This window comes from Bacillus sp. 5B6, assembly GCF_000259405.1.
GTDB lineage: Bacteria > Bacillota > Bacilli > Bacillales > Bacillaceae > Bacillus > Bacillus velezensis.
The window spans coordinates 39,034-60,026 of the sequence record NZ_AJST01000001.1 but is presented as its reverse complement, the minus strand read 5'-3'; the positions used below and the strand labels follow the sequence as shown (position 1 = coordinate 60,026).

22 protein-coding genes and 1 pseudogene are annotated in these 20,993 nt (G+C 42.3%); 4 read left to right on the top strand and 19 right to left on the bottom strand.

The annotated features are described in order from the left end of the window. Positions 1-55: 55 nt before the first annotated feature. The 3 genes from MY7_RS00305 to MY7_RS00295 all read right to left on the bottom strand — a co-directional run bounded on the left by MY7_RS00305 (position 56) and on the right by MY7_RS00295 (position 3,722). The gene (locus MY7_RS00305) at positions 56-304 is read right to left on the bottom strand and encodes a DUF2651 family protein (RefSeq protein WP_007609130.1); all 249 of its coding nucleotides are present in this window, start codon (positions 302-304) and stop codon (positions 56-58) included. Positions 305-371: 67 nt separating this feature from the next. After that, the gene (locus MY7_RS00300) at positions 372-1,574 is read right to left on the bottom strand and encodes a hypothetical protein (RefSeq protein WP_029326103.1); all 1,203 of its coding nucleotides are present in this window, start codon (positions 1,572-1,574) and stop codon (positions 372-374) included. Positions 1,575-2,102: 528 nt separating this feature from the next. Next, a complete protein-coding gene (locus tag MY7_RS00295) occupies positions 2,103-3,722 on the bottom strand; it encodes an APC family permease (RefSeq protein ID WP_007609126.1) in 1,620 nt (539 codons plus the stop codon). Between the two features lie 185 nt (positions 3,723-3,907). Here MY7_RS00295 and MY7_RS00290 point away from each other — a divergent pair, with 185 nt between their 5' ends. After that, entirely contained in the window at positions 3,908-4,168 is a 261-nt protein-coding gene (locus tag MY7_RS00290; RefSeq protein ID WP_003156732.1) for a hypothetical protein, read from the top strand. A gap of 45 nt (positions 4,169-4,213) precedes the next feature. Here MY7_RS00290 and MY7_RS00285 read toward each other — a convergent pair whose 3' ends face one another. From MY7_RS00285 to MY7_RS00230, 12 genes are all read right to left on the bottom strand, one after another. After that, complete coding sequence (locus MY7_RS00285; RefSeq protein ID WP_007609123.1) at positions 4,214-4,912, bottom strand: YqeB family protein; 699 nt, start codon at positions 4,910-4,912, stop codon at positions 4,214-4,216. A 109-nt stretch (positions 4,913-5,021) separates the two neighbouring features. Beyond that, positions 5,022-5,270, bottom strand: coding sequence for a sigma-G-dependent sporulation-specific acid-soluble spore protein CsgA (locus tag MY7_RS00280; RefSeq protein WP_007408989.1), 249 nt, complete (start codon positions 5,268-5,270; stop codon positions 5,022-5,024). Between the two features lie 80 nt (positions 5,271-5,350). Then, positions 5,351-5,827: a DUF4879 domain-containing protein gene (locus MY7_RS00275; protein WP_007609120.1), complete on the bottom strand. Its 477-nt coding sequence runs from the start codon at positions 5,825-5,827 to the stop codon at positions 5,351-5,353. Between the two features lie 103 nt (positions 5,828-5,930). Further along, complete coding sequence (locus tag MY7_RS00270; protein WP_011996242.1) at positions 5,931-6,110, bottom strand: hypothetical protein; 180 nt, start codon at positions 6,108-6,110, stop codon at positions 5,931-5,933. 13 nt (positions 6,111-6,123) lie between these two features. Continuing rightward, positions 6,124-7,266 carry an ABC transporter permease gene (locus MY7_RS00265; protein WP_007609116.1) on the bottom strand — a complete coding sequence of 381 codons (1,143 nt, stop codon included), beginning with the start codon at positions 7,264-7,266 and terminating at the stop codon, positions 6,124-6,126. Next, positions 7,263-8,450, bottom strand: coding sequence for an ABC transporter permease (locus MY7_RS00260; protein WP_007609114.1), 1,188 nt, complete (start codon positions 8,448-8,450; stop codon positions 7,263-7,265). The genes MY7_RS00265 and MY7_RS00260 overlap by 4 nt, the downstream gene beginning before the upstream one ends. A 7-nt stretch (positions 8,451-8,457) precedes the next feature. Continuing rightward, positions 8,458-9,393, bottom strand: a complete 936-nt coding sequence (locus tag MY7_RS00255; RefSeq protein ID WP_007609112.1) for an ABC transporter ATP-binding protein — start codon at positions 9,391-9,393, stop codon at positions 8,458-8,460. A 141-nt stretch (positions 9,394-9,534) separates the two neighbouring features. Further along, a complete protein-coding gene (locus MY7_RS00250; RefSeq protein WP_007609110.1) occupies positions 9,535-10,179 on the bottom strand; it encodes a response regulator in 645 nt (214 codons plus the stop codon). A gap of 4 nt (positions 10,180-10,183) precedes the next feature. Continuing rightward, entirely contained in the window at positions 10,184-11,314 is a 1,131-nt protein-coding gene (locus MY7_RS00245; protein ID WP_007609107.1) for a sensor histidine kinase, read from the bottom strand. A 10-nt stretch (positions 11,315-11,324) separates the two neighbouring features. Beyond that, the gene (locus MY7_RS00240; RefSeq protein ID WP_007609105.1) at positions 11,325-12,038 is read right to left on the bottom strand and encodes a YjjG family noncanonical pyrimidine nucleotidase; all 714 of its coding nucleotides are present in this window, start codon (positions 12,036-12,038) and stop codon (positions 11,325-11,327) included. A 92-nt stretch (positions 12,039-12,130) separates the two neighbouring features. Then, a complete protein-coding gene (locus MY7_RS00235) occupies positions 12,131-13,516 on the bottom strand; it encodes an amino acid permease (protein ID WP_007609103.1) in 1,386 nt (461 codons plus the stop codon). Between the two features lie 425 nt (positions 13,517-13,941). Next, complete coding sequence (locus MY7_RS00230) at positions 13,942-14,373, bottom strand: MarR family winged helix-turn-helix transcriptional regulator (protein ID WP_003156749.1); 432 nt, start codon at positions 14,371-14,373, stop codon at positions 13,942-13,944. 195 nt (positions 14,374-14,568) lie between these two features. Between MY7_RS00230 and MY7_RS00225 the strand changes: the two genes are divergently transcribed. The 3 genes from MY7_RS00225 to MY7_RS00215 all read left to right on the top strand — a co-directional run bounded on the left by MY7_RS00225 (position 14,569) and on the right by MY7_RS00215 (position 16,591). Further along, complete coding sequence (locus MY7_RS00225) at positions 14,569-14,973, top strand: CidA/LrgA family holin-like protein (protein WP_003156751.1); 405 nt, start codon at positions 14,569-14,571, stop codon at positions 14,971-14,973. Continuing rightward, positions 14,943-15,635 carry an LrgB family protein gene (locus MY7_RS00220; protein WP_007408978.1) on the top strand — a complete coding sequence of 231 codons (693 nt, stop codon included), beginning with the start codon at positions 14,943-14,945 and terminating at the stop codon, positions 15,633-15,635. The genes MY7_RS00225 and MY7_RS00220 overlap by 31 nt, the downstream gene beginning before the upstream one ends. Before the next feature lie 110 nt (positions 15,636-15,745). Next, positions 15,746-16,591 carry an aldo/keto reductase gene (locus MY7_RS00215; protein WP_007609098.1) on the top strand — a complete coding sequence of 282 codons (846 nt, stop codon included), beginning with the start codon at positions 15,746-15,748 and terminating at the stop codon, positions 16,589-16,591. Positions 16,592-16,642: 51 nt separating this feature from the next. On the opposite strand, the pseudogene MY7_RS00210 reads toward MY7_RS00215, so the two are convergent. The 4 genes and pseudogenes from MY7_RS00210 to MY7_RS00195 form a co-directional block, all read right to left on the bottom strand. Further along, positions 16,643-16,891: pseudogene (locus MY7_RS00210) on the bottom strand (DUF4885 family protein); the annotation flags it as partial. Between the two features lie 87 nt (positions 16,892-16,978). Continuing rightward, positions 16,979-17,263 carry a hypothetical protein gene (locus MY7_RS00205; RefSeq protein ID WP_007609094.1) on the bottom strand — a complete coding sequence of 95 codons (285 nt, stop codon included), beginning with the start codon at positions 17,261-17,263 and terminating at the stop codon, positions 16,979-16,981. Positions 17,264-17,314: 51 nt separating this feature from the next. Continuing rightward, positions 17,315-19,243, bottom strand: a complete 1,929-nt coding sequence (locus MY7_RS00200; protein WP_007609093.1) for an FtsX-like permease family protein — start codon at positions 19,241-19,243, stop codon at positions 17,315-17,317. Then, on the bottom strand, positions 19,230-19,994 hold the full coding sequence (locus tag MY7_RS00195; protein ID WP_007408973.1) for an ABC transporter ATP-binding protein: 765 nt from the start codon (positions 19,992-19,994) through the stop codon (positions 19,230-19,232). Before MY7_RS00195 ends, MY7_RS00200 begins: the two co-directional genes overlap by 14 nt. Positions 19,995-20,993: the final 999 nt, after the last annotated feature.

Here is a 20,993-nt window from a genome sequence, read left to right as displayed (position 1 = left end):
AGGTATCACTGTAATTTTGAATTACCTATGATACCTTACAAACAAAAGGATATAATTATTTATTTCTATTATCTATTTTCATTCTTACACTATTTGTAATATATGATAATATTAGTGATACTAAACCATAGACAACAACCCATCCCCAAAAGGATAGATTAAAAACAGTAAACATTAGTATGACAGAAACAACTATACTGACAAGCGGCATTATATACACTTTTTTGAAAATATAAGTGAATATAATCGATAAGACGATAATAGAAAGTGGTAAAATACCAAAAGCAAGATCTAGCTCATCCATTATTATTCTCCTTTGTGAATTTAATTTCCCCTTAAGTATACTCACTCAGCTGTCTAGCCATTTATATCTAATCACCCCATACTTCTTTGTTTTTCTTAATCATAAAAAAGTCATATTCAGAAACATGGGTGTTGTTAATAATTTTTTCAAGTCCTCTGATAGGAGTAGATTTTAATTTTTTTCCGTTTTTATAAGAGTAAGAATTAATCACATATTTCCCACCCTTGCTTATTTCTAACAAGAAAATTTCAGACTCATCAAAATAAGTGAATTTTGCTTGGTTTTCAAATTTTGTTGATCTATGTAATGGGAGTTTTTTCTTCGGCTTCATACTTTTCAGATCAAAAGTATAAAGTATTGAATTAGCTGCCAAATGATATAAAGTGTCATTTTTCACAAAAAAGTTATTAGTGGAAAGAGGAATTGCCAGTTGAGAAATTTCATCAGGGATATTATAACTGCCTAAAGGATATGCCCCTTTAAACTTATTATGCTTTAAATCAATTTCTGCTACTTTGAATTGTACTTTGTTTGATTTATCCGTTTGGTTATATAGTATAAAAAAGGCTGAGCTTTTTTTAACTATTATCTGTGAATAAACACTCCAATTTTCTTCATTTAATATAGGAATTGTTGTTCCTTTCCCTACTGTAACTTTATCTTTATCTATTTTAACATCCTGGAAAGTCGGTGTTTTGATTGAAGAATCTTCATTTATCACGTAAATATATTCACCGTCATTACCGGTACTTGTATAGAAACCCGGAATAATTTTTTCGTGAAACCCATTGCTGTTACCCCATCTGATTAAGCTATTATAATGGTTTTTACCGACTTCTTGATTATTCAAAAAATAAAAGATATTTCCTTTTATTAAATGACCCGATGACTGCCCATAACTTGTATGTACTTGATGTTGCATCGGGAATTTCTTAAAGCTATCGCCTATCATATATACTTCTTTTTTGTCCTGTCTAACTATATTTTTTTCATCTTGTGCAATGGTTCCAACCTCAATAGCATCTCCTTTTACAGCTGTTGCTGCTCCTTTTTCATCAATATATACAGTGTAACTCCCATCTTTAGGGTAATCTATTGTTGCTGAATAATATATAGCTGCAATTTTATCATTCAAGAAATTCTTTTCTTTTTCTGTTTCAGTTCGTTTAACATCAGAAACTGAATTAGTATATTTAAATGTTCCGATACATATAAATATACCTATTAATACTATGACCCCAATTATAATAAGCCACTTAATCTTGTTCAAATATAATCTCACTCCTTAAAATAATATGACTCCCTAAATAAACTTAGGGAGTGAAAATAATTCAAAATGTTTTAATAGTTTTTGTATAATTGGAATCTCTGATGTCTCTAGGGTAGTCGCCCAGTCCTAATTTTCGCGTTTTCATACTTATTACCTCCTGCTATTTGTTTATTCTCCTATATTTTAATTTATTATACAATTATTGTAATCTCGACTTACGTACTGTATTTTTTCTGTGGTTAATTATTTGTTTTGTCTCTAAAGCTTTGACTTGAAGTACAGGAAAACGGATGAAGTTACGGAGAAGAAAGAAACATAAAAGATTAATAGTCGCCCAACATATCTTTTACATTCATTCTTTAGTATGGAAGACAGTTATTGATAAGGCGGAGAAATCATGAGAAAAAAAGAATACTGGCCTTGGTTGCCTGTCGTTAGGCTTGCTCATTCATCGTCACGTCTGTATCGATTTTTTTGCCCGATCAAAAAAACCTTGCGGGAACGTTACCGCAAGGTTTTTATCAATCACTATTCTTTTCCGGCAGCAGCTTCCGCCTGTCCGCCTTTTAATTGATCATTGATTGCTTTGGCGTCTTTCAAATACTCAGTCTTGAAGCCGCTCTTCAGCGCCCACGCATAGAAGGCAAGGGCAACGATTGCGATCAGCCCCATATCCCAGCCGTACGGAATGATGTTCAGACCGCCGAATTTTTCACTTCCGAGCCATGAAATGACCATCATGCTGAGCAGATAGAAAACCATCCAGACGCCGCCTTTAAAGTTTCTGCGGAATCCTTTCCACTTCGCTTTCGCTTGGTAGTAGAAATAAATCGGAAGGCCGATCAAAATGATAAACAGCACCTGCCCTGTTAACGGCCAGCGCGCCCAATACAGCACGAGAGACGCGAATACGAAGCCGAGCGGCGCAACCACGCTGAGGCCTTTCAGACGGAGAGGCCGGTATAAATCCCCCGCCGTCCGCCGCAGCGTCATCACCGTCACGGGACCCGTGATATAAGAAATCAGCGTCGCAACGGAAATGATTTCAGCAAGCACGCCCCATCCTCTGAATAAAAACAGAAAGATAAACGATACGATCAGGTTGAAAATCATCGCTTGGCGCGGCACGCCGTACAGCGGATGAAGTTTTCCGAAAATGCTCGGCATATATTTATTTTTTTCCATGCCGTAAATCATGCGTGACGTCGTAGCGGTATAAGTGATACCCGTTCCTGACGGAGATACGAACGCATCCGCATAAAGAATAATGACAAGCCAGTTGATATTCAATGCGATCGCCAAATCGGCAAATGGAGAGTTAAAGTTCAGGTGACTCCAGCCGTGAACGATCATGGAAGGTTCAACCGCACCGATAAATGCGATTTGCAATAGGACGTAAATGACGGTTGCGACCAGCAGCGAACCGACAACCGCAATCGGAATCGATTTGCCGGGATTTTTTGCTTCTCCGGCCATGTTAATCGGACTTTGAAACCCGTTAAACGCAAATACGATACCTGATGTGGCCACCGCCGTCAGCACGCTCGCCCAGCCGTTCGGCGCAATGCTTGAACCGGATGTGAAGTTTCCGCCGTGAAAACCGGTAAACAGCAGCGCTCCGATTGTCAGCCCCGGAATAATAATTTTAAAGATGGTAATCAATGAATTCGCTTTTGAAAATAAGTTAACTGTCCAATAATTCAGTAAAAAGTAAATAATCAGTAATACGGATGCGAAGCCGAGCCCCTCTCCCGTAAGAGTGCCGTTGTGAACGAGATTGCTTGTCCATTTTGCCCATTCCCACGGCCATGAGCTCATATATTGAACAGACGCAACCGCTTCCACCGGAATAACGGAAACAATCGCGATCCAGTTTGCCCATCCTGCGATAAATCCAATAAATGATCCATGAGAATATTGAGTATATTTTACCATTCCCCCGGCTTCCGGGAACATTGAACCCAATTCACTGTAAGAAAGTGCGATAAATAAAATAACGATCATACCGATAATCCAGGAAATAATTGCGGCAGGTCCCGCAATCTGAGCCGCCCGCCACGCTCCGAATAACCAGCCGGAGCCAATCATCGACCCAAGTCCGACCATCATGAGTGCAAACGTTCCCATTCTGCGATGTAATTGATTCATAAAGTTAACACCTTTCAATTAAAATATGACTCCAACGCTATCATATATTTATAATATTATTCTGAAAATAGTTTTGTCAATCTTTATCGCATTAAAGCGGAAAGCCAAAATTACCCTTCAGATGTTTAAACAGCCGTCAAGCGGGAATAACTACTGCAAGCCAGAAATAGAAAGGAGTTTTTATCGTGAAACAAAAACTGCTCATTTCAGGACTTGCCGTGTCGACTGTCGGAGTGACTTCCTACCTGCTCAAAGATAAATCAAACCGCCAAAAGGTGATGAACTTTATCCGCAATATGAAAACATCGCTCTCCGGGAAGCAGGATATTGAATCATTCCCCGTCAACAAAGCAGGCAACCCGCATCCCGAAGATATTGAAGATAACAAAATGGTATCCGAAGGCTCCATGTACCCGGTTCAATATTATGATGACAAGAAGAAATAATCTGTTTCCGGGCTGCCCGGCCGTATCAAACGGCGGCAGCTTTTTTTATGCAGACGGCGTTTGATAGAACCGCCAATATTGGCGCGAGCCTTTATCCCGAACGGTAATGCCCAGCTTGGTTATTTCCGCTTTCAGCTCTTTCGCGTCAGCCTTTTCTTCCTCTTTCAGCGCCTTTTCTCTCGCTTTTAAAAGAGCATTAGCCCCCGGCTCCAAATCCGGAGTGTCCGGCACCCACCGCTTATATTCCTCTTTAAAAGGATCTTCCGTCCCCAGCCAGACATACCCATGCGCGCGAAACGCATCAGCCGCTTTTTCAACCGCCGGCTCAAGCTTCTCCCGAAAAAGCTCCTGCCCTTCAGTCCCCAATAAGACAAGATGCTTTTCATCCGTAAACACACCGGAAATGCTGTCTTTCGAAAACACGCTTTCTTCATTATATATGGTTAAGGACACCTCGCTGTCCGTCACGACCGCCGTAAGACATTCTTTAAAAACAGTCCGCGTCAGCCACATTCCCCCGATTAAGCCGATAACGGCGATGACAGCCGCAGCCTTCCATCCGTGAAAAGAAGCGATCATTTCCAGCGGCCCGATAACAGGCAGCCAATCCAATGTTACGGTCCATTTCGCAATGACCGGCAGAAACCATCCGATGACCAGCCCCAATAATGGCGGCACCAGAAAAACCAAAGCTTTTTCAACCGATGACAACTCAAGAACCGTCTGTTTTTTTATTTCGTTCATGTTTCTCCTCCGTCTGTGTTTTTCACAACTATCCATTATACTAAGGGTTGGATGATACTGTAAACTGTTTCCGAAACAATAAAAAGCCTCCCGACCGCCGGGAGGCTTTTTAAAACAGGAGCTCATATACTTCATTCAATTCCATCGTGCGCTTCTCATCCTGCTCGTTCTCAGCATATTTGATTTCCTTTTCAAGCACCTGATTCAGCGCATCCATTTCCAAATCATTTAGATCTTTCACAAACTCGCCCTCATTTGCATAATGCTTCACCTGAAGCTTTTTATAAATCCCCCGGCACACGTCATGCTCCAAGTGGTTCGAAAGCGACTCGCGCAAATATCCGAGTGTCCTGTCCATCATGTAAGCCCTCCCTTTTCTATAGGAATAGCTTCCCGGAAAGAGAGAAAAACTATACATGAAAGCACCGGGCGGCTGTTTTAACTCTGTACCTGAATGGAGAAAAATCCGCTGCTTAACGGTGTGTACGGCCCGTTCAGCCCCGTTGCGGAGAAAGAGAACGTTCCTGAACTGACATAAGAAAGAGGAACACTGTAATATTTAATATAGCCTGTAACGATATTGCCGTTTTTCGTATATTCATCTTCCAGCGCTTTTGACGTAAGATTTGTAATATTCGTTCCGTTGTTAAACGCCTGGATCGTGTTATTGTTCGGATACCCTTGGAAATATACGGCTAAATAACCCGTTGTACCCTTCATCGGTTTTGATGCGCTGATTTGGTTCGGCCCGATATTTTCCCATTGGTAACTCTGACCGTCAGACGTCACACCGATAATACGGATTTGTGTTAAAGCAGGAGCCGGCGCCGCAGACGCTGATGGAGCCCACAACCCGCTCACAAGCAACAAAACAGCAACGGCCGCCGCGAATAGCATAACGAGTCTCTTTTTCATGTTTCTTCCCCCTCTTATTCTTTTCGTAGAATCCTATACTATTTTACACGATTTACAAGGAAAAAGATTACATTTTATAAAAGAGTCCGGAACACTTTGTGAACTAGATATGAAACGCTCTGGAAACGCCGTTGATCATGAGAAAGATGCCGCAGATTCTTAACACGACTCTCGAACTTCTGTCATCTTTACCGAAAAAGGTTTTTCCGAGCCTCCCGATCCATACGTTCATTGCGGCTCCCGCGAGCAATTCTATGATTCCGATCATTTCTGCCATATACAAAGCAGCCACCCTTCTAACCGTTTTTTTTCATATGACGGCTTATCATATAAAGTGATAAGACCAATGACGCTGCACCGGCGGCAAGAAACAGGCTCAGCGGCACTATCTGCATGCTGCCTCCGCCATTGTTTTGAAATGCGCCGATCGCCCATTTTTCAGGGGTAAACAACGACAGCATCCGCATGTACTCCGGAGCTGCGTCTAATGTGAAGAAAGCCCCTCCCAATAAACCCGTGACAGCTATAAAAACGGAAGCAAGCGACGTGAATTGCTTTTGGCTCTTCATGAACGGTATCACGGCCATCGTTACAGCAGTCAGCGCAAACGAGCAGGCCGCAAGCACAGCTCCCGCAGCAAAAACATGATCAGCAAAACGGATATGCAGCATGAATGTTCCGGCAGCGAGGATCACGATAATATGGAGAAGTCCGAAAAGATACGCCGCCGCAAACTTAGAGATTGCATATGCCGTATAGGAAACGGGTGTGCTCAGCAATCTGTCATATGTATGATTTTCTTGTTCATCTATAAATGATCGCAGGCTTTGGATTGCAACGAACCAGATAAACATCACTAAAAATCCGATAAGTCTGTCGGCTGCCTGTCCGCCTTCATAAACGTGATGGCGGTCAACATTGACGGCGGAATGCCCCTGAATATCCTTCAAGAGATCAGCTGCCGCCTGCTTCCCGTCGGTGTGCAGCGTGCGGGATATCACTTTTGCATCGCGGACTATTTTTTTCAGCGCGCCCGCCTGCTGCGCAATCAGCTGCTCTGTCAAAACAGCATCACCCTTTTCTTCATTCTGAATAAATGAAACGTTCAATTCATTTCCGGAAAATAATTTCTCTTCAAAATGAGAGCCGATCAGCAATCCAAAGGATATATCCTGATGATTAACCTTTGTTTTTAATACGTCCTCCGTGACCTTCGTGACTTTTATATGGCCGGCTGTCTGAATCATTTTCATAAATTGCGCTGAATAGGCGCTCTGATCCTCATCAGCTACATATACTTCCTTCTGCTGACTGCCATCCGCAGAAAAGGAAAAGAAATATGTGAGAAGGAGCGGGGCGGAAATCGTCGCAAAGATGGCAGCCCGATTTTGCAGCATCAGTTTCAGCTGATGTCTGATCATGAATAACAGCTGCGTCATGAAACAGCCTCCTTCCGTTTAAACACCCAGATGGTCAAACATAAAAACACGACTCCGATGGCGGCAAGCTCTGCCAAATCCGCCGCAATACCGCTCAGACCGGCATGCTGCGTGACACTGACATAGCTGTTGATCGCTTTGCCGTTCGGTATCAGCTCCTGCACGATTTTCAAACTGTCAGGCAAGCCGTCTTTTGCGATAAAGCTTCCGCCTAAAAAACTGAATCCGTATAAAATGGGAGCCGCCATGCTTGAGACGGTCTCGTGGTTTTTTGCAGTAAACCCCCAAAGAAGCACGATACTGCCGATCGCAAATGAATAAACAATCGTAACCAGCAATATTTCAAACAAATTGCCCCATTTTACCTGATACAAGATGCTGCTTGCGATGATGACGGCAGCCATTTGCATAAGGATGGCAAGCATGATTCCCAAAAGCTTCCCCGCCACATACTGGATACGTAAAACAGGCATTGATTTGATTCTGAATAACGTGTGCTGCTGTCTCTCTTCCACTATCCCGTGAATGAGCGCAAACGCGGTCATAATGGAGAACATGACGACCATTGCGATTGAATAATACTGCATCGCATCAATCGGGGCCGCGTGATTGCCAGCCGACTGTTTCGGAATGGTGACAGCCTGTCCACGCTCACCCGAAAGGCCGCTGATGATTTTGCTGACATCTCCCTTTGACAGATGTCCCGACTTCTTCAGCACCGCTTTTTCTTCACTGATCTCCGCTTTTACTCTAGTGACAAACGAATCGGCCATCATTTCCACAATGTCTCCGTTTACAGAGCCTTGTTGGTCCGAGATGACTTTGATACTTGTTTTTTCATTGTGTTCTGCCGCTTTTGCAAAGCCTTTCGGTACGTATACAAAAACGGAGACTTTGCCGCTTTCGACAAGCTGTTTCCCTTCTTGGTAACTGCCTATGTCTTTTACACGGATGAGATCAGTTTGTTTCAGCACATCATTCTTTAATACGTCGCCCAAAGAACTCTCCGCGTGATCCGCATTATAAAACGAGGTCTGAAATGGCTTCACTTTCGAATCGCCGTGAAAAACCGTTCCTAAAATAAAAATCATCAGTGCCGGAAACAGAATCAGTTTTATATAGAAAGACTTTGCTCCGGCCAATAACCGAAAATCTAATAAGATCAGCCTGAATAATATTTTCATGACTTCCCTATGAATCCCGCAGCGTTTTGCCGGTGAGCCGGAGGAAAATGCTTTCCAGATTGGCTTCCTCGAAATGAATGCCCTTAATGGTGATACCGGTTTTCCTGATATCATCCGCAATATCAAGGATATTGCGATCTGCCGCAGAGACGAGCATCGTAATGGTCTGCTGGCTGACAGCAGCCTCGGCAACACCGGGAATGCGGCGGATTTTTTTAACGGCATCATCATTCATCCCCTCTGCATTCACGGTCAGGGTATCAGAGGCTTTGGCTGACTGCTTCAATTCGTCTTTCGTCCCGCAGGCAATGATTGAGCCGTGATCCATGATCGCCGCTTTTTCACAGAGGTATTCGACCTCTTCCATGTAATGACTCGTGTAGATAACGGTCATCCCTTTTTCTTGATTTAACGTCTTCACGGTTTCAAGAATATGGTGTCTGGATTGCGGATCAATTCCGACGGTCGGTTCATCTAAAATGAATAGTTTCGGTTCATTCATTAGCGCCGCCCCGATATTCACCCGTCTTTTCATGCCGCCTGAAAACTCAGATATCCTTTGATTTCGCTGTTCCTGTAATTCGATGATGTCCAGCACTTCATCAACCCGTTTACAAAGTTCCTTACCGGAAAGTCCGTACAGACTCCCGAAAAAAGCCAAATTATCCTTTGCGCTTAACGCTTGATATAAAGCGATTTCCTGTGGGACGACTCCCATCACTTTTTTTATGGCCGCAGGCTGCTCCTGTAATGAGGTTCCGTCAATGCAGATTGTTCCGCCCGTCGGCGGGAGCACGGTGCTGATCATCGACACCGTTGTTGATTTACCGGCGCCGTTTGGTCCCAGCAGACCGAATATCTCTCCTTTTTCGACGCGCAGTGATATATGATTGACAGCGGTAAAATCGCCGTACTTCTTTGTCAAATCCGTTAATTCGAGCATTCGTGCAGCACTCCTTGTGTCATGTCTGCACTTATTCTACTCTCGGCAATCCTTGTTTTCTATTCACTTTCGTACTCGATATGGGTATTACTTTCGTCATATGTTTAGTGATAAAAAGGGAGAGAGGAGGGTGAAGCGGGGTTATAGAAATTTTTGTAAATATAAGGTAAGCTCGGTTCTGTTTGACACTTCAAGTTTATCGAGGATTCTGGATACATAGTTTTTCACAGTGCCTTCAGTCAGAAATAAGTCTGCGGCAATGCGTTTATTGCTTTTGCCTTCCATAATGTGTTTCGCCACATCAAGCTCTCTCGGTGTGAGAATCTCCGTCAGCTTTGACTGCGGCTCTTCCTGCACAGCAGGGATCTCCATATTGTTCAGCGCTTTTACGACGGAAACCGTGATTTTGGGATTCAGCATCATCTTCCCTTCATAAACGGCTTGAAGGGAGGCGATAATTTCATCTGAATCAGCATCCTTCAAGAGATAGCCGTCGGCTCCGCTTTTCAGCCCGGCAAAAATATAGTGATCATCTTCAAACGTTGTCAGAATGATGACTTTTACGGAAGGATATCGCGCTTTTACCGCTTTTGTCGTTTCGATTCCGTCCATACCGGGCATTCTGATATCCATCAAAATCACATCGGTTTCGGTTTGAGAAAGCAGCCGGAGAACCTCTTCGCCGCAAGAAGCCTCTCCCGATATTTGAATTCCTTCGTGAAGACTCAGAATCATTTTCAGCCCCTCTCTCACAATGGACTGGTCGTCTGCAATCATGACATTCACTTGATTATTCCTCCTTGCATGGAATCCTTATTTTCACGTCAAAACCCGTTTCCTTCCCAGACGAGAAAACAGCCTCTCCGCCAAGTGCGGCTGCTCTTTTCTCAATTCCTTTCAGACCATTTGATTTTATGATCGTTCCGCAGGCTGAGCCGTTATTATGAATATGCGCCAATATCATGTTTCGGTTTTTTTGAATCCGGACAGAAACATATGAAGGATGTCCATGCTTTATCGCATTCGTAATCGTTTCCTGAACGGATTGATAAAGACAATGCTTCACATCCGGCTGTTCCGCTTCTATCGCCGCGTCCATCTCCAGCTTGAAGCGTATGCCTCCCGCCTCTTGAAAATGGCTGAAAATGTCACGGAGCTCTTGCTCAAATCCCCGCCCCGGCAAAGAGCCCTGCAGCAGCATAACGGCCTGGCGAAGCTTTAAAATGGATTCTTTCGTAAGATCATGCGCCTTATGAATGATCTGCTTCACTTTGTCCGGCTGATGCCCGGCTGTCTTCCCGGCAAATTCCAAATTCATTTTCAGAGCAGCCAGATAATGACCGAGAGAATCATGCAGCTCCTGCGCAATTCTTGTTCTTTCTTTCGTAACGGCCAGTTCCTCAATCCGGTCTGAATATTCCTTCAGTGTATCATTAGCGATCTTCAGCTCTCGGTTCAGCAATTCAACCTTCGACTTCTCCTGCAGGTTTTTCCGATATAAATAAATCACCGCAAACATGATGAAGTATGGCGGCACGATATCACTGACACCCGCTCCGCCGGCGTATAAAGCTGCGGCAAATGCGGCGGCATTCATCGTTAACAAAACAGCCGAAATCTCCTTATCAGTAATAAGCACCTCCGCCAATAAAAGCACCATTACGGCCTGTGCCCCCACACTATAGACATTGTACAAAAGAACTCCCGCGATAACGTTGCTCAGGAGAAAAGAGCCTTGATATACAGCCGGCCTTCTCTTCATATACAGCGGCCGCAGGCAGTCATTAGCCGTCAGCATAATCACGAGCACAGACAAAAAAACCTTCAGCTCCCCCCGGCCGGGAGGAAGCTGAAGAATCGCATGAAAGATTGATAGTAATGCAAAACCCCTGATCAGTAACTTCGTATGTGCAATCTTCATCGTATTCTCCTTACAAATGAGCGGCGGCTTTCCGCTCCACGTTCAGCACATCATACAGCTCATCAAGCGAATGAATCTCGTATGTCGGGATGATTCCGGACTCATTTGCTTTCTTTCCGGGATTAAACCAGCACGTATCCATTCCCGCCATCTGGCCGCCTTTTATGTCCGCGCTCAGTGAATCGCCGATAATAAGTCCGCCCTCGGCAGAAAAACCGGGAATTCTCGCAAACACGTAATCAAAGTATTCCTTCATCGGCTTTTGAAAACCCGTGTCCTCAGATACAAACACATCTTTAAAGAACGGATACAGACCGGAGTCGCCCAGCCGCTTATATTGTGATCTTGAGACGCCGTTCGTCACGATGTATAAATCAAATAAAGGACTCAGCCGTTCAATCAGCTCATAAGCTCCGTCTATCATCTGGTGCCCTTCTTCTAAGTATTGGCGGTACGCCTGATTCATCAGCACGCCGTCGGCTTCGAGGCCGTATTCTTTAAACAAAAGGGCAAATCGTGTATTCACCACTTCATCGCGGGTCATTTCCCCCTCTTCAAACGCCTTCCACAGCCCTTGATTTAACGCTTTATAACGGGCTTCCACCTCTGCCGTCAGGTCCAGCTTTGAACCTTGAAACAATTTTTGAAGAGCATCGTTTTCTGAAGCGGTAAAATCCAGCAGCGTATTGTCTATATCAAATAATAACGTACGGTAATGACTCATCGATGTTTCCCCCGGTTCTGCTTTTTTTAACCAGTATACCACTCGCGGACAAGCCGAAAAAGACACCCCTGTAAGAGAGGTGTCTTTTTGAATTATACAGCGTCTTCTATTTTCGATTTTTCACCAGGCACGCGCTTGCCGATACCGAACGCATAATAGCTGACCGTCACAATCGCCAGGAAAATCACCCCGACAACCAAAGAAATCCGCGTATCTTTGTTAAACCACATGCCGATCAATACCATGAGTAAGAAAGCGATCGTCAAATAGTTTGTAAACGGCGCAAAAGGCATCTTAAACGGATGCTTATCAAGCTCAGCGCCCTTCGCTCTTCTGAAACCGAGATGGCTGATTAAAATGACGAACCACGGAATCATTCCCGGCAGCACACTCGCGCTGTACACATAGACAAAAATTTTCGGAGGCGCGATGTAGTTCAGCACGACACCGATCACAAGTCCGATTAATACCGCAAGCGTACCGAATATCGGCACACCGCTCGAAGAAACTTTCTTAAAGAATTTCGGGGCCTGTCCGTTCACGCCCAATGTATAAAGCATGCGTCCCGCACTGAATATCCCGCTGTTGCATCCGGACATCGCAGCGGTAATCACAACAAAGTTAATCAAACCGGCCGCCGCCGTAATCCCGACTTTCGCAAATGTCGAAACAAACGGACTGCCGAGTGAGTGAAGCTCATTCCACGGATATACGGTAACGATTACGAAAATCGCACCGATGTAGAAAATTAAAATCCGCCAAATAATACTCTGAATCGCGCTTCGCAGCGTTTTTTGCGGGTCCTTCGCTTCTCCTGCCGTAATCCCGATCAGCTCGACCCCTTGATAGGCCGCAACGACCAAAGACAAAGCAAAGAAAAATCCTGAAAAACCATTCGTAAAGAAACCGCCGTGCGACCATAAATTAGATAATCCGATCGCATGCCCTCCGTTACCGAAACCGAAGAAAATAATCCCGATTCCGGCCACGATCATCAGAATAATGGTGACGATTTTGATCATGGCAAACCAAAATTCAAACTCACCGAAAGATTTTACCGAAATTAAATTCGCCGCACCGAGAATGGCCATGGCGATAATGCCGGGAATCCATGCCGGCAGATCAGGAAACCAATATTTCATATACGAACCGACGGCGATAATTTCAGACATCCCGACGATCACCCATTGAAACCAGTTGCTCCACGCCGTCATATAGCCGGCTAACGGATGTATATACTTATGGCCGAATGTCGCAAACGACCCTGTACTCGGCTCTACATAGAGCATTTCGCCCATCGCACGCATGATAAAAAAAATAAAGATACCTGAGATCGCATAAGCCAGCAGGACAGACGGCCCTGTCCATCCGATCGTGCTGGATGACCCCATGAATAAACCGACACCGATCGTGCCGCCCAGCGCAATCATCTGTATATGACGCGCGCTTAAGCCTCTCTTTAATTCTTTGTTTGCCACTTCGCTTCCTCCTCTTAACAGCTCTGATATATGTGAAATAATGAAGCAGAAGGTGCACCTGTTGAACCTAACTCACTCTTCATTTCCCGCAATATTAGAAATATTCTATCTTTCTATTGTTATTTAATCTCCAATTTCCTTATTCCATCATAATAAATTTCTGTGGAAAATACAATTGTTTTTTTCAGGTAAACACCTTGCACCCTAAACCAACAGACTGAAAATAAAGCGCTTTCATTTTTGTTTAATTATGAATATTGAGATAATAAATGCCGCAGCCTCCGAGAAACAGGATGTCCCTGGAGAAACATGTTCCGCCCCCTATTCAATATTATTTTTGCTAAGCAGAATGGCGTAAAGCCTTACTCTCTTCCATTCTCCCTTGTATACGCCATAATCCTGCTTAACCCGGCAAAAATCATGCATTAATCGATAAACGCCTCATTCAGCCGCAGCAAAAGCCGGCCGAACATTTCTTTTTCATCGCCTGACCAATCGTCAAGCATACGATGATACCGCTCAAGACGCATCTTTTTATCAGCTTTTAACCTCTGTTTGCCAAGCTTCGTAATCGCAAACAGACTGACCCGCCCGTCAGAAGGATCGGAAAAACGCTGGATCAGCTCTTTCGACTCCAAGGCCGCGGCCTGGCGTGACAATGTGGAAATATCCAGCTTAAAAGATTCGGCTAATTCCTTTACACGCGCCGGTCCGAATTCATCCAGCTGCCGTAATAACAAATACGCAGCCCTTTCCAGATGTCCGATTTTACGGTCGGAGTTATCAAGATAAACAGCTCTCCTGATAAAAGTGGTGAGCTCATATTCAATTAATTCAATCGGATCTTGTTTTGACAACAGCCTCACTCCTTACAATTGACAACAGCAATATTAGTTGTATAATACAAACATATGCACATTTACTCAGAAAACATATAGAAAGATTTTGCATACATATATTTGTATAGTACAAATATATGCGCAAAAAGTAAAGAAACATATCGAAGCATCAAGAAAGGGGGAAGCTGCTCTTCTCCAAAGAACAGCATTGTCGTGAAAGTCATACGCATCATCTTGCAAATCATTATTTTATTCGCATTTTCCTTTATCGGGGGAGCCGTTCAGCAGTTCTTTCACCTGCCCATTCCCGGAAGTATCATCGGTTTGATCCTGCTGATCATATGTTTATCGGTTAAGATCATTCCCGTCAAAATGATTGAAGACGGAGCCGGATTTTTGCTGTCTTTTCTTCCGCTGTTATTCATTCCGGCCATGACGGGCGTCATCAATTACCCGTCACTGTTTTCCGCCAGCGGGGCTGCTCTGTTTCTGATCATCGTGCTGAGCACCATCGTCACAATGATCGCCGCAGGGTACGCCAGCCAGCTGTTAGAGCACAAAGCCAATCAGAGAAAGGAGAAAAAGAAGTGCAGCAAGCATGTATCGCAATCCTTATAATTTTGTTCACGGCCGCCGCCTATCTGGCTATGGTGAAATTATATGTGCGCTTTCCATATCCCTTTCTCATACCGGTTTTGACGACTACGATTTTCATTATCGCCGTGCTGCTTGTTTTTCATATTTCGTATAAAGACTATATGATCGGCGGACAATGGATCAATTCACTGCTCGGCCCCGCCGTGGTGGCTTTGGCATACCCGCTTTATAAGCAGCGCCGGGTGTTAATCAAGTATATGTTTCCGATCATCGGCGGCGTGTTGGCCGGTTTATTCTCCGGAATGGTCAGCGGCCTGCTATTTGCAGAGCTGTTCGGCATCAGCCGGAGTTTGATTTTGTCAATTATCCCAAAATCAATTACGACGCCTGTCGCCATACAGATTGCGTCCGGTATCGGCGGTGTCCCTTCCATGACTGTCGTGTTCGTCATGATCGCAGGGTTTTCCGGCGTTATCTTAGGACCGCTGCTTCTCAAGTGGATCCGCATCCGCAGCTCACTCGGGAAAGGAATTGCATTCGGGAGCGCTTCCCATGCGCTCGGCACCTCAAAAGCAATGGAGTACGGAGAATTAACGGTCTCCATGAGTTCTGTTTCCATGACGCTCTGCGCCGTGTTAGGATCGGTCTTCGGCCCCGTTGTAGCATGGATGTTTCAAATTTAAAGCTGGCGGTTCTCCGTCAGCTTTTTTCATGTGCGGATCATCTCATTTCCTTCCATTATTATGTTTCATTTGTAAGAATAATGGTAAAGTAGAAAACAAGGAGGGATTTAATGATGACTGGAGCAATTCCGCAAAAGAAACTGCTGGATGGGACAAGCATTCCCGCGATCGGCTTCGGTACATACGCTCTTAACGGAAACAATGGCGTTCATGCCATTACCAGCGCCATTGATATCGGCTACCGTCTGATTGACACCGCTTATAACTATGAAAATGAAGGATCGGTCGGAGAAGCCATCCGCAGAAGCTCTGTTCCGAGAGAACAGCTATACGTGACGTCCAAGCTGCCCGGGCGCTACCATGACTATGACAAAGCTGTACAAACCATCCAAGAATCTTTATACCGCGCCGGTCTTGACTACTATGACCTGTATCTCGTCCATTGGCCGAACCCGAAACAAGATCGCTACACGGAAGCATGGCAGGCACTGATTGATGCGAAAAAATGGGGTCTGATCCGATCCATCGGCGTCTGCAATTTCCTGCCTGAGCATATCGAACGGCTCGAACGTGAAACCGGCGTAAAGCCAGGCATCAACCAAATAGAACTGCATCCCGCTTTTAATCAGCAGCAGCAGCGCCAATGGCACGAAGAACAGGGCATCGTGACAGAATCATGGAGTCCGTTATCCCGCGCCGGCGAAGTATTGAACGATCAAAAACTCGGACGGATTGCGGACAAATACGGCAAAACCATTTCTCAAGTCATTTTACGCTGGCATATCCAGCTGGGCGCCATCCCGATTCCAAAGTCAGCATCGCCCGAGCGCCAGCTTGAAAACATCTCTGTTTTTGATTTCTCCCTTGATGAAAACGACATGAAACTTATCGATTCGCTTACCCGCCCCGACGGACGCATAAACGGCCAAGACCCGGCGGAGTATGAGGAGTTTTAAGAAAAGACATATAGAAAGCTGACGGCATCATTCGTCAGCTTTTTTCTCATTTTATATACGCACACCCAGCTCCCGTTTCCATTCAGAAAGCCAATCTGTATCCCCAGATCCGTATTGCCTGCTTTGGCCGACATCACGCAGAGATCCGTTTTTATACTCAATGGACAGCACCAAATCAGGAATGGCATCATAACCCGTTCTCGCAAGCTTCGTGAGCGCCTGTCCGTAATGGGCAGCCGCTTCTGCCGCCGTATGTTTCAACAAAGGATCGTGCTGCAGCGCTTTCTTATAGACGTCTAACTAAATAACTAGCCGCCGGTCATATCACCGACAGCTGACTTCGAAAAGTGTTCTGATCCCTGTTCCAAAAACATCAATAAATTTTATTTAAATTGTTATATCATCTTTCAATGTTTTTTCAAGCCTTTGCATTTTTGATTTTTTAAAATTAAATATTTCATATACGCATGGTATCACTATTAAGGTAAGCATGGTTGCTACTGCCAAACCTCCAATAACAACAACTGCTAAGCTTTGTGAAACAAGATTGACCGACTCTGATTTCTTCACTAATATACGAAGATAACTGACTACTCCCCAGGCTATTATAATAATGGATGTTAACGTAATAGCAGCTTTATTAGCAAAGGACCATTTAGTTAACCATGACATATGAAATCTCCTCTCTCTTTATAAATTTACTGGACAATCCTTCTCATTTTTTTACTGCTCTTCATATACCAATTTGGTATAGTTTTTACAGAGTCCTATATAAAAAGCAACCATTATAAGAACAAATAATCCGATGCCGCATAGAATTGGAATGGTGAATTTTACATTCATAATCTGTTCCAGCATATTCATTGCTACAATGCTATGAAGGGCCCCCACAATCACAGGCAGCAAAAATGCAATTCCAACTTGCAGATAGACAGACCTCTGCACTTCCTTTTTACTCATACCAATTTTTTTCAACATTGAATATTGTTTCCTATCAGTGAATGCATCACTTAAAATTTTAAAGTAAATTGTACTAAAGGTCGCTAGTATGAATACCAGGGACATAATCAGGCCTAAAAAGAAAAATTGACCTAAAGCATAATACTCCCATGTAAAGCTTTGATTCTTTCCATTTACATTCAAATCTCCACCTGGTACAACTTCCTTGATTCTATTAACCACTTCCCTACTTTCTTTTTCATCTGTAATTCGCACACCATTTAATACAATCTCTTGGTTTTTCTTTCTTAATTCTTTATAATCATTGTCATTTAAAACATAAATGTTTTTGTCACCATATTTTTTAATTTTCCCTGTAAAAGGAAGCTGTGTATGTTTAGAAACTAGGAAATTATTATTATTAATGCTCACTTTATTACCATCAACATAAATAGGTGAAGCTATTGAATCAGCATTTAGAATAAAAGAAATTTCATGAGTTTCTGGTTTAATTTGATTCAAAATACTCGATTTGTTACTATAATCCAAAAATATTAATGTTTTCTTTATTTGTGAGTAACTAGTGATAATAGCTTTGTTATTCGGATCAATATTTTGCTTATTATCGTCGTATTGGACATTACCAATAAAAAAGTGAATCTTATTGATTCCGATTAAGTCATGCTTTGACTCTCGAATCACTTCTTTGACTTTATCTTTGACATCTTCAGAATTGCTTTCAAAACTTAAACTGTATGGGGAGGCTGTGATGTCATAATTTGCTTCAAACTGTTTGAACGAAATGCTTACATTGAATGCAGTTACGGTAGCTGCTGTTAAAATAGCCGTCATCGCTAAACTTCTATAATTAACTTTTTGTCTAAAGAAAGTATTGCTTATACTGACTAACCTTACATCTTTATAAATAATTTTTTTTGAATTTGTTAACTTCCCTAAAATTATAGTCAGAGAACTTCCAAAAAACAGATAAGTCCCCGTGCTGACCAAGATCAAGATTCCCATCGCAGAAAGCAATAAATCCAAATCCCATTGCTTAAAGTTTAGTGCAACTATATAGCCTGCAGCAATTAATACTAAACCTGTAAAACCCTTTGTATAATTATATTTTGGAGGTGAGGGCTTTGCTTTCGAAGCATTCAACATATTAATTAGTTGTGTTTTTTTCACAACTCTATAGTTTTTCATTCCCAGCATTACAAAGATGATCCCGAACACAATAATAAGCTGAATGATGGCTTGTGCAGATATACTAAAAGGAATTTCACCACCCAGTGTCATGGACTTACTTAATAACATTAAGAACAATTTCGAGAATAATATCCCGATCAATAAACCCATTAATAGAGACAAACTGCCTATTAGAATACTTTCAATTGCGAATACTCTTCCAATTTTAGACGTACTTATTCCCATTAGCATGTATAACCCGGTTTCTTTTTGACGTTGCTTTAAAAAGAATCCATTGGCATGCCACATAAAAAAGACCACTGTGCAAATTAGAACAAAGCCAGATGTTGCACTTGCCACTACAGCTGATTGAAATCTTTCAGTTAATTGGACAAACACTTCATTGTACTGTATAGCAGTAAAATTGTAGTAAGTTGCCACAGTTACAACTAAAACCACAAAATATAATCCATATATTTTTAAATTGTTCTTCAAAAGCTTAAACGCAATTTTAAAGGAGTTCATTTTCCGATCCTCCCATTACGGCAAGCATGTTTAACACTTTCTTAAATAATTCCTTTTTATCTCCGCTGCTGTCTAGTCTTCCGTGTAATTTACCGTCCTTTAAGAACATAACCCTATTACAATAACTTGCTGCGTTTGCATCATGGGTTACCATGATGATGGTTGTTCCTATGGTTTTGTTAATATTTTTAAAACATTCTAGAACCTCTGAGGATGACTTAGAGTCAAGGGCCCCTGTTGGTTCGTCTGCAAAAATAACCTTTGGAGAGGTAATTAACGCACGACAAATAGCTACTCTTTGCTTTTGACCGCCTGACAATTCATATGGATACTTATCTAACTGATTTGAAATTCCTAAGAGCTCAGTTAGTTCATCAATTTTTTTTAGGATGATTTTGTGTTTTACATTGTTTAGTGCAAGAGGCAGAGCAATGTTATCTCTAATTGTCATATTGTCTAATAAATTAAAAGCTTGGAAGACAAATCCGATTGTGTCTCTCCTGAATTTTGCAAGGTCCTCATCCTTGTAATAATCTATTCTTTTACCATCGATTAAAACTTCTCCTAAAGTAGCTTTGTCAATAGTGGACATAATATTTAACAATGTTGTCTTACCTGAGCCTGAAGGGCCCATTATCCCAACAAATTCACCTTTGTTGATATTTAAGCTTACCTCTTTAAGCGCTCGAAAGGTACTGCCAATTTCACCATACTCCTTTATTACATTTGATACCTCTACGATCTTATTCATCTATAAACCCCCATAAAATCTGATCATGTGTAGGACATTGATTCTTATAGTTGTATTATAATTTAGAGCAAAAAACGCTGCTATCGATTTAGGTTACATTTCTAAAAGTGAATGTGACATTCATGTTAGGTTGGGGTGATGGGTTAGAGGACTTTTGTACAAAACCATGGATAATCAGTATGTGAGGTTTTTAAGCAGATATAAGAAGCGGCACCGCTCCTTATATAAAAGGCGGATTGATTTTTACCTTATATCACCAATCAGTTTTACTTACTAAGTGATTGGTCTGTTTGTTCCTTTTTTTCAAAATATACTGGTAAAAATGCAGACAGAATTATACCCAACGAATTGATGACTTTAATCAACTCATAATAACTAAACACTGTTACTTTCTGATTCATTATTTTTTAATTTATTTAACGTCTCATTGATTTTTTTACTCCTGTTCGGTATATTCATTTATAAGAAATCTCAGCTATTAATGCAAAAATCCAACATCCCAATCGGGTTACTTTTCTCCAAAAAAAAATAATTCTTCAAAATCAACAGTCTTATCGTCTACTCCATAAAAAAACAGAAAAATCGGAATTTGGTAAATTGTTTTCAGGAGTAAATTCATGGGTTTCTATTGACTTAAACTCAGTTCTCAAAATCGGCAAGAAAATATCTTCTAACTCCTTGTTCTAAAAATATTATTATCTGTACCATCTAATTTTAAAATCTCAGAAATAAATTCATTTTTTGGCAAGCTGTGTATTATTTGTTTTCTTCCCTTCAATTGAGGAGCTTTTCTACGGAGACAAATATGCACGCGGGCATTATTTCCTTCATTTCGAAATTTGTGACAAAGCCCATATGTAAGCATCCACCCATACTATGTTCGAAAATAGCAAAAGGTTCAGTTATATTATTCTTAATAATTATATATATCCTCAACCATTTCTTCCATATTGTCTATTGAGGGTCTTTCAATCTTCTTCCTCTGCCAGCCAACTCTAC

What these genes read in the sequence shown, in the direction of transcription:
- MY7_RS00195 (WP_007408973.1), bottom strand. Translation starts at nt 19,994, where the DNA reads ATGAATAAGATCGTAGAGGTATCAAATGTAATAAAGGAGTATGGTGAA.
- MY7_RS00265 (WP_007609116.1), bottom strand. Translation starts at nt 7,266, where the DNA reads ATGACGCAGCTGTTATTCATGATCAGACATCAGCTGAAACTGATGCTG.
- MY7_RS00240 (WP_007609105.1), bottom strand. Translation starts at nt 12,038, where the DNA reads ATGAGTCATTACCGTACGTTATTATTTGATATAGACAATACGCTGCTG.
- MY7_RS00295 (WP_007609126.1), bottom strand. Translation starts at nt 3,722, where the DNA reads ATGAATCAATTACATCGCAGAATGGGAACGTTTGCACTCATGATGGTC.
- MY7_RS00260 (WP_007609114.1), bottom strand. Translation starts at nt 8,450, where the DNA reads ATGAAAATATTATTCAGGCTGATCTTATTAGATTTTCGGTTATTGGCC.
- MY7_RS00205 (WP_007609094.1), bottom strand. Translation starts at nt 17,263, where the DNA reads ATGTCATGGTTAACTAAATGGTCCTTTGCTAATAAAGCTGCTATTACG.
- MY7_RS00285 (WP_007609123.1), bottom strand. Translation starts at nt 4,912, where the DNA reads ATGAACGAAATAAAAAAACAGACGGTTCTTGAGTTGTCATCGGTTGAA.
- MY7_RS00245 (WP_007609107.1), bottom strand. Translation starts at nt 11,314, where the DNA reads ATGAAGATTGCACATACGAAGTTACTGATCAGGGGTTTTGCATTACTA.
- MY7_RS00200 (WP_007609093.1), bottom strand. Translation starts at nt 19,243, where the DNA reads ATGAACTCCTTTAAAATTGCGTTTAAGCTTTTGAAGAACAATTTAAAA.
- MY7_RS00215 (WP_007609098.1), top strand. Translation starts at nt 15,746, where the DNA reads ATGATGACTGGAGCAATTCCGCAAAAGAAACTGCTGGATGGGACAAGC.
- MY7_RS00305 (WP_007609130.1), bottom strand. Translation starts at nt 304, where the DNA reads ATGGATGAGCTAGATCTTGCTTTTGGTATTTTACCACTTTCTATTATC.
- MY7_RS00280 (WP_007408989.1), bottom strand. Translation starts at nt 5,270, where the DNA reads ATGGACAGGACACTCGGATATTTGCGCGAGTCGCTTTCGAACCACTTG.
- MY7_RS00275 (WP_007609120.1), bottom strand. Translation starts at nt 5,827, where the DNA reads ATGAAAAAGAGACTCGTTATGCTATTCGCGGCGGCCGTTGCTGTTTTG.
- MY7_RS00255 (WP_007609112.1), bottom strand. Translation starts at nt 9,393, where the DNA reads ATGCTCGAATTAACGGATTTGACAAAGAAGTACGGCGATTTTACCGCT.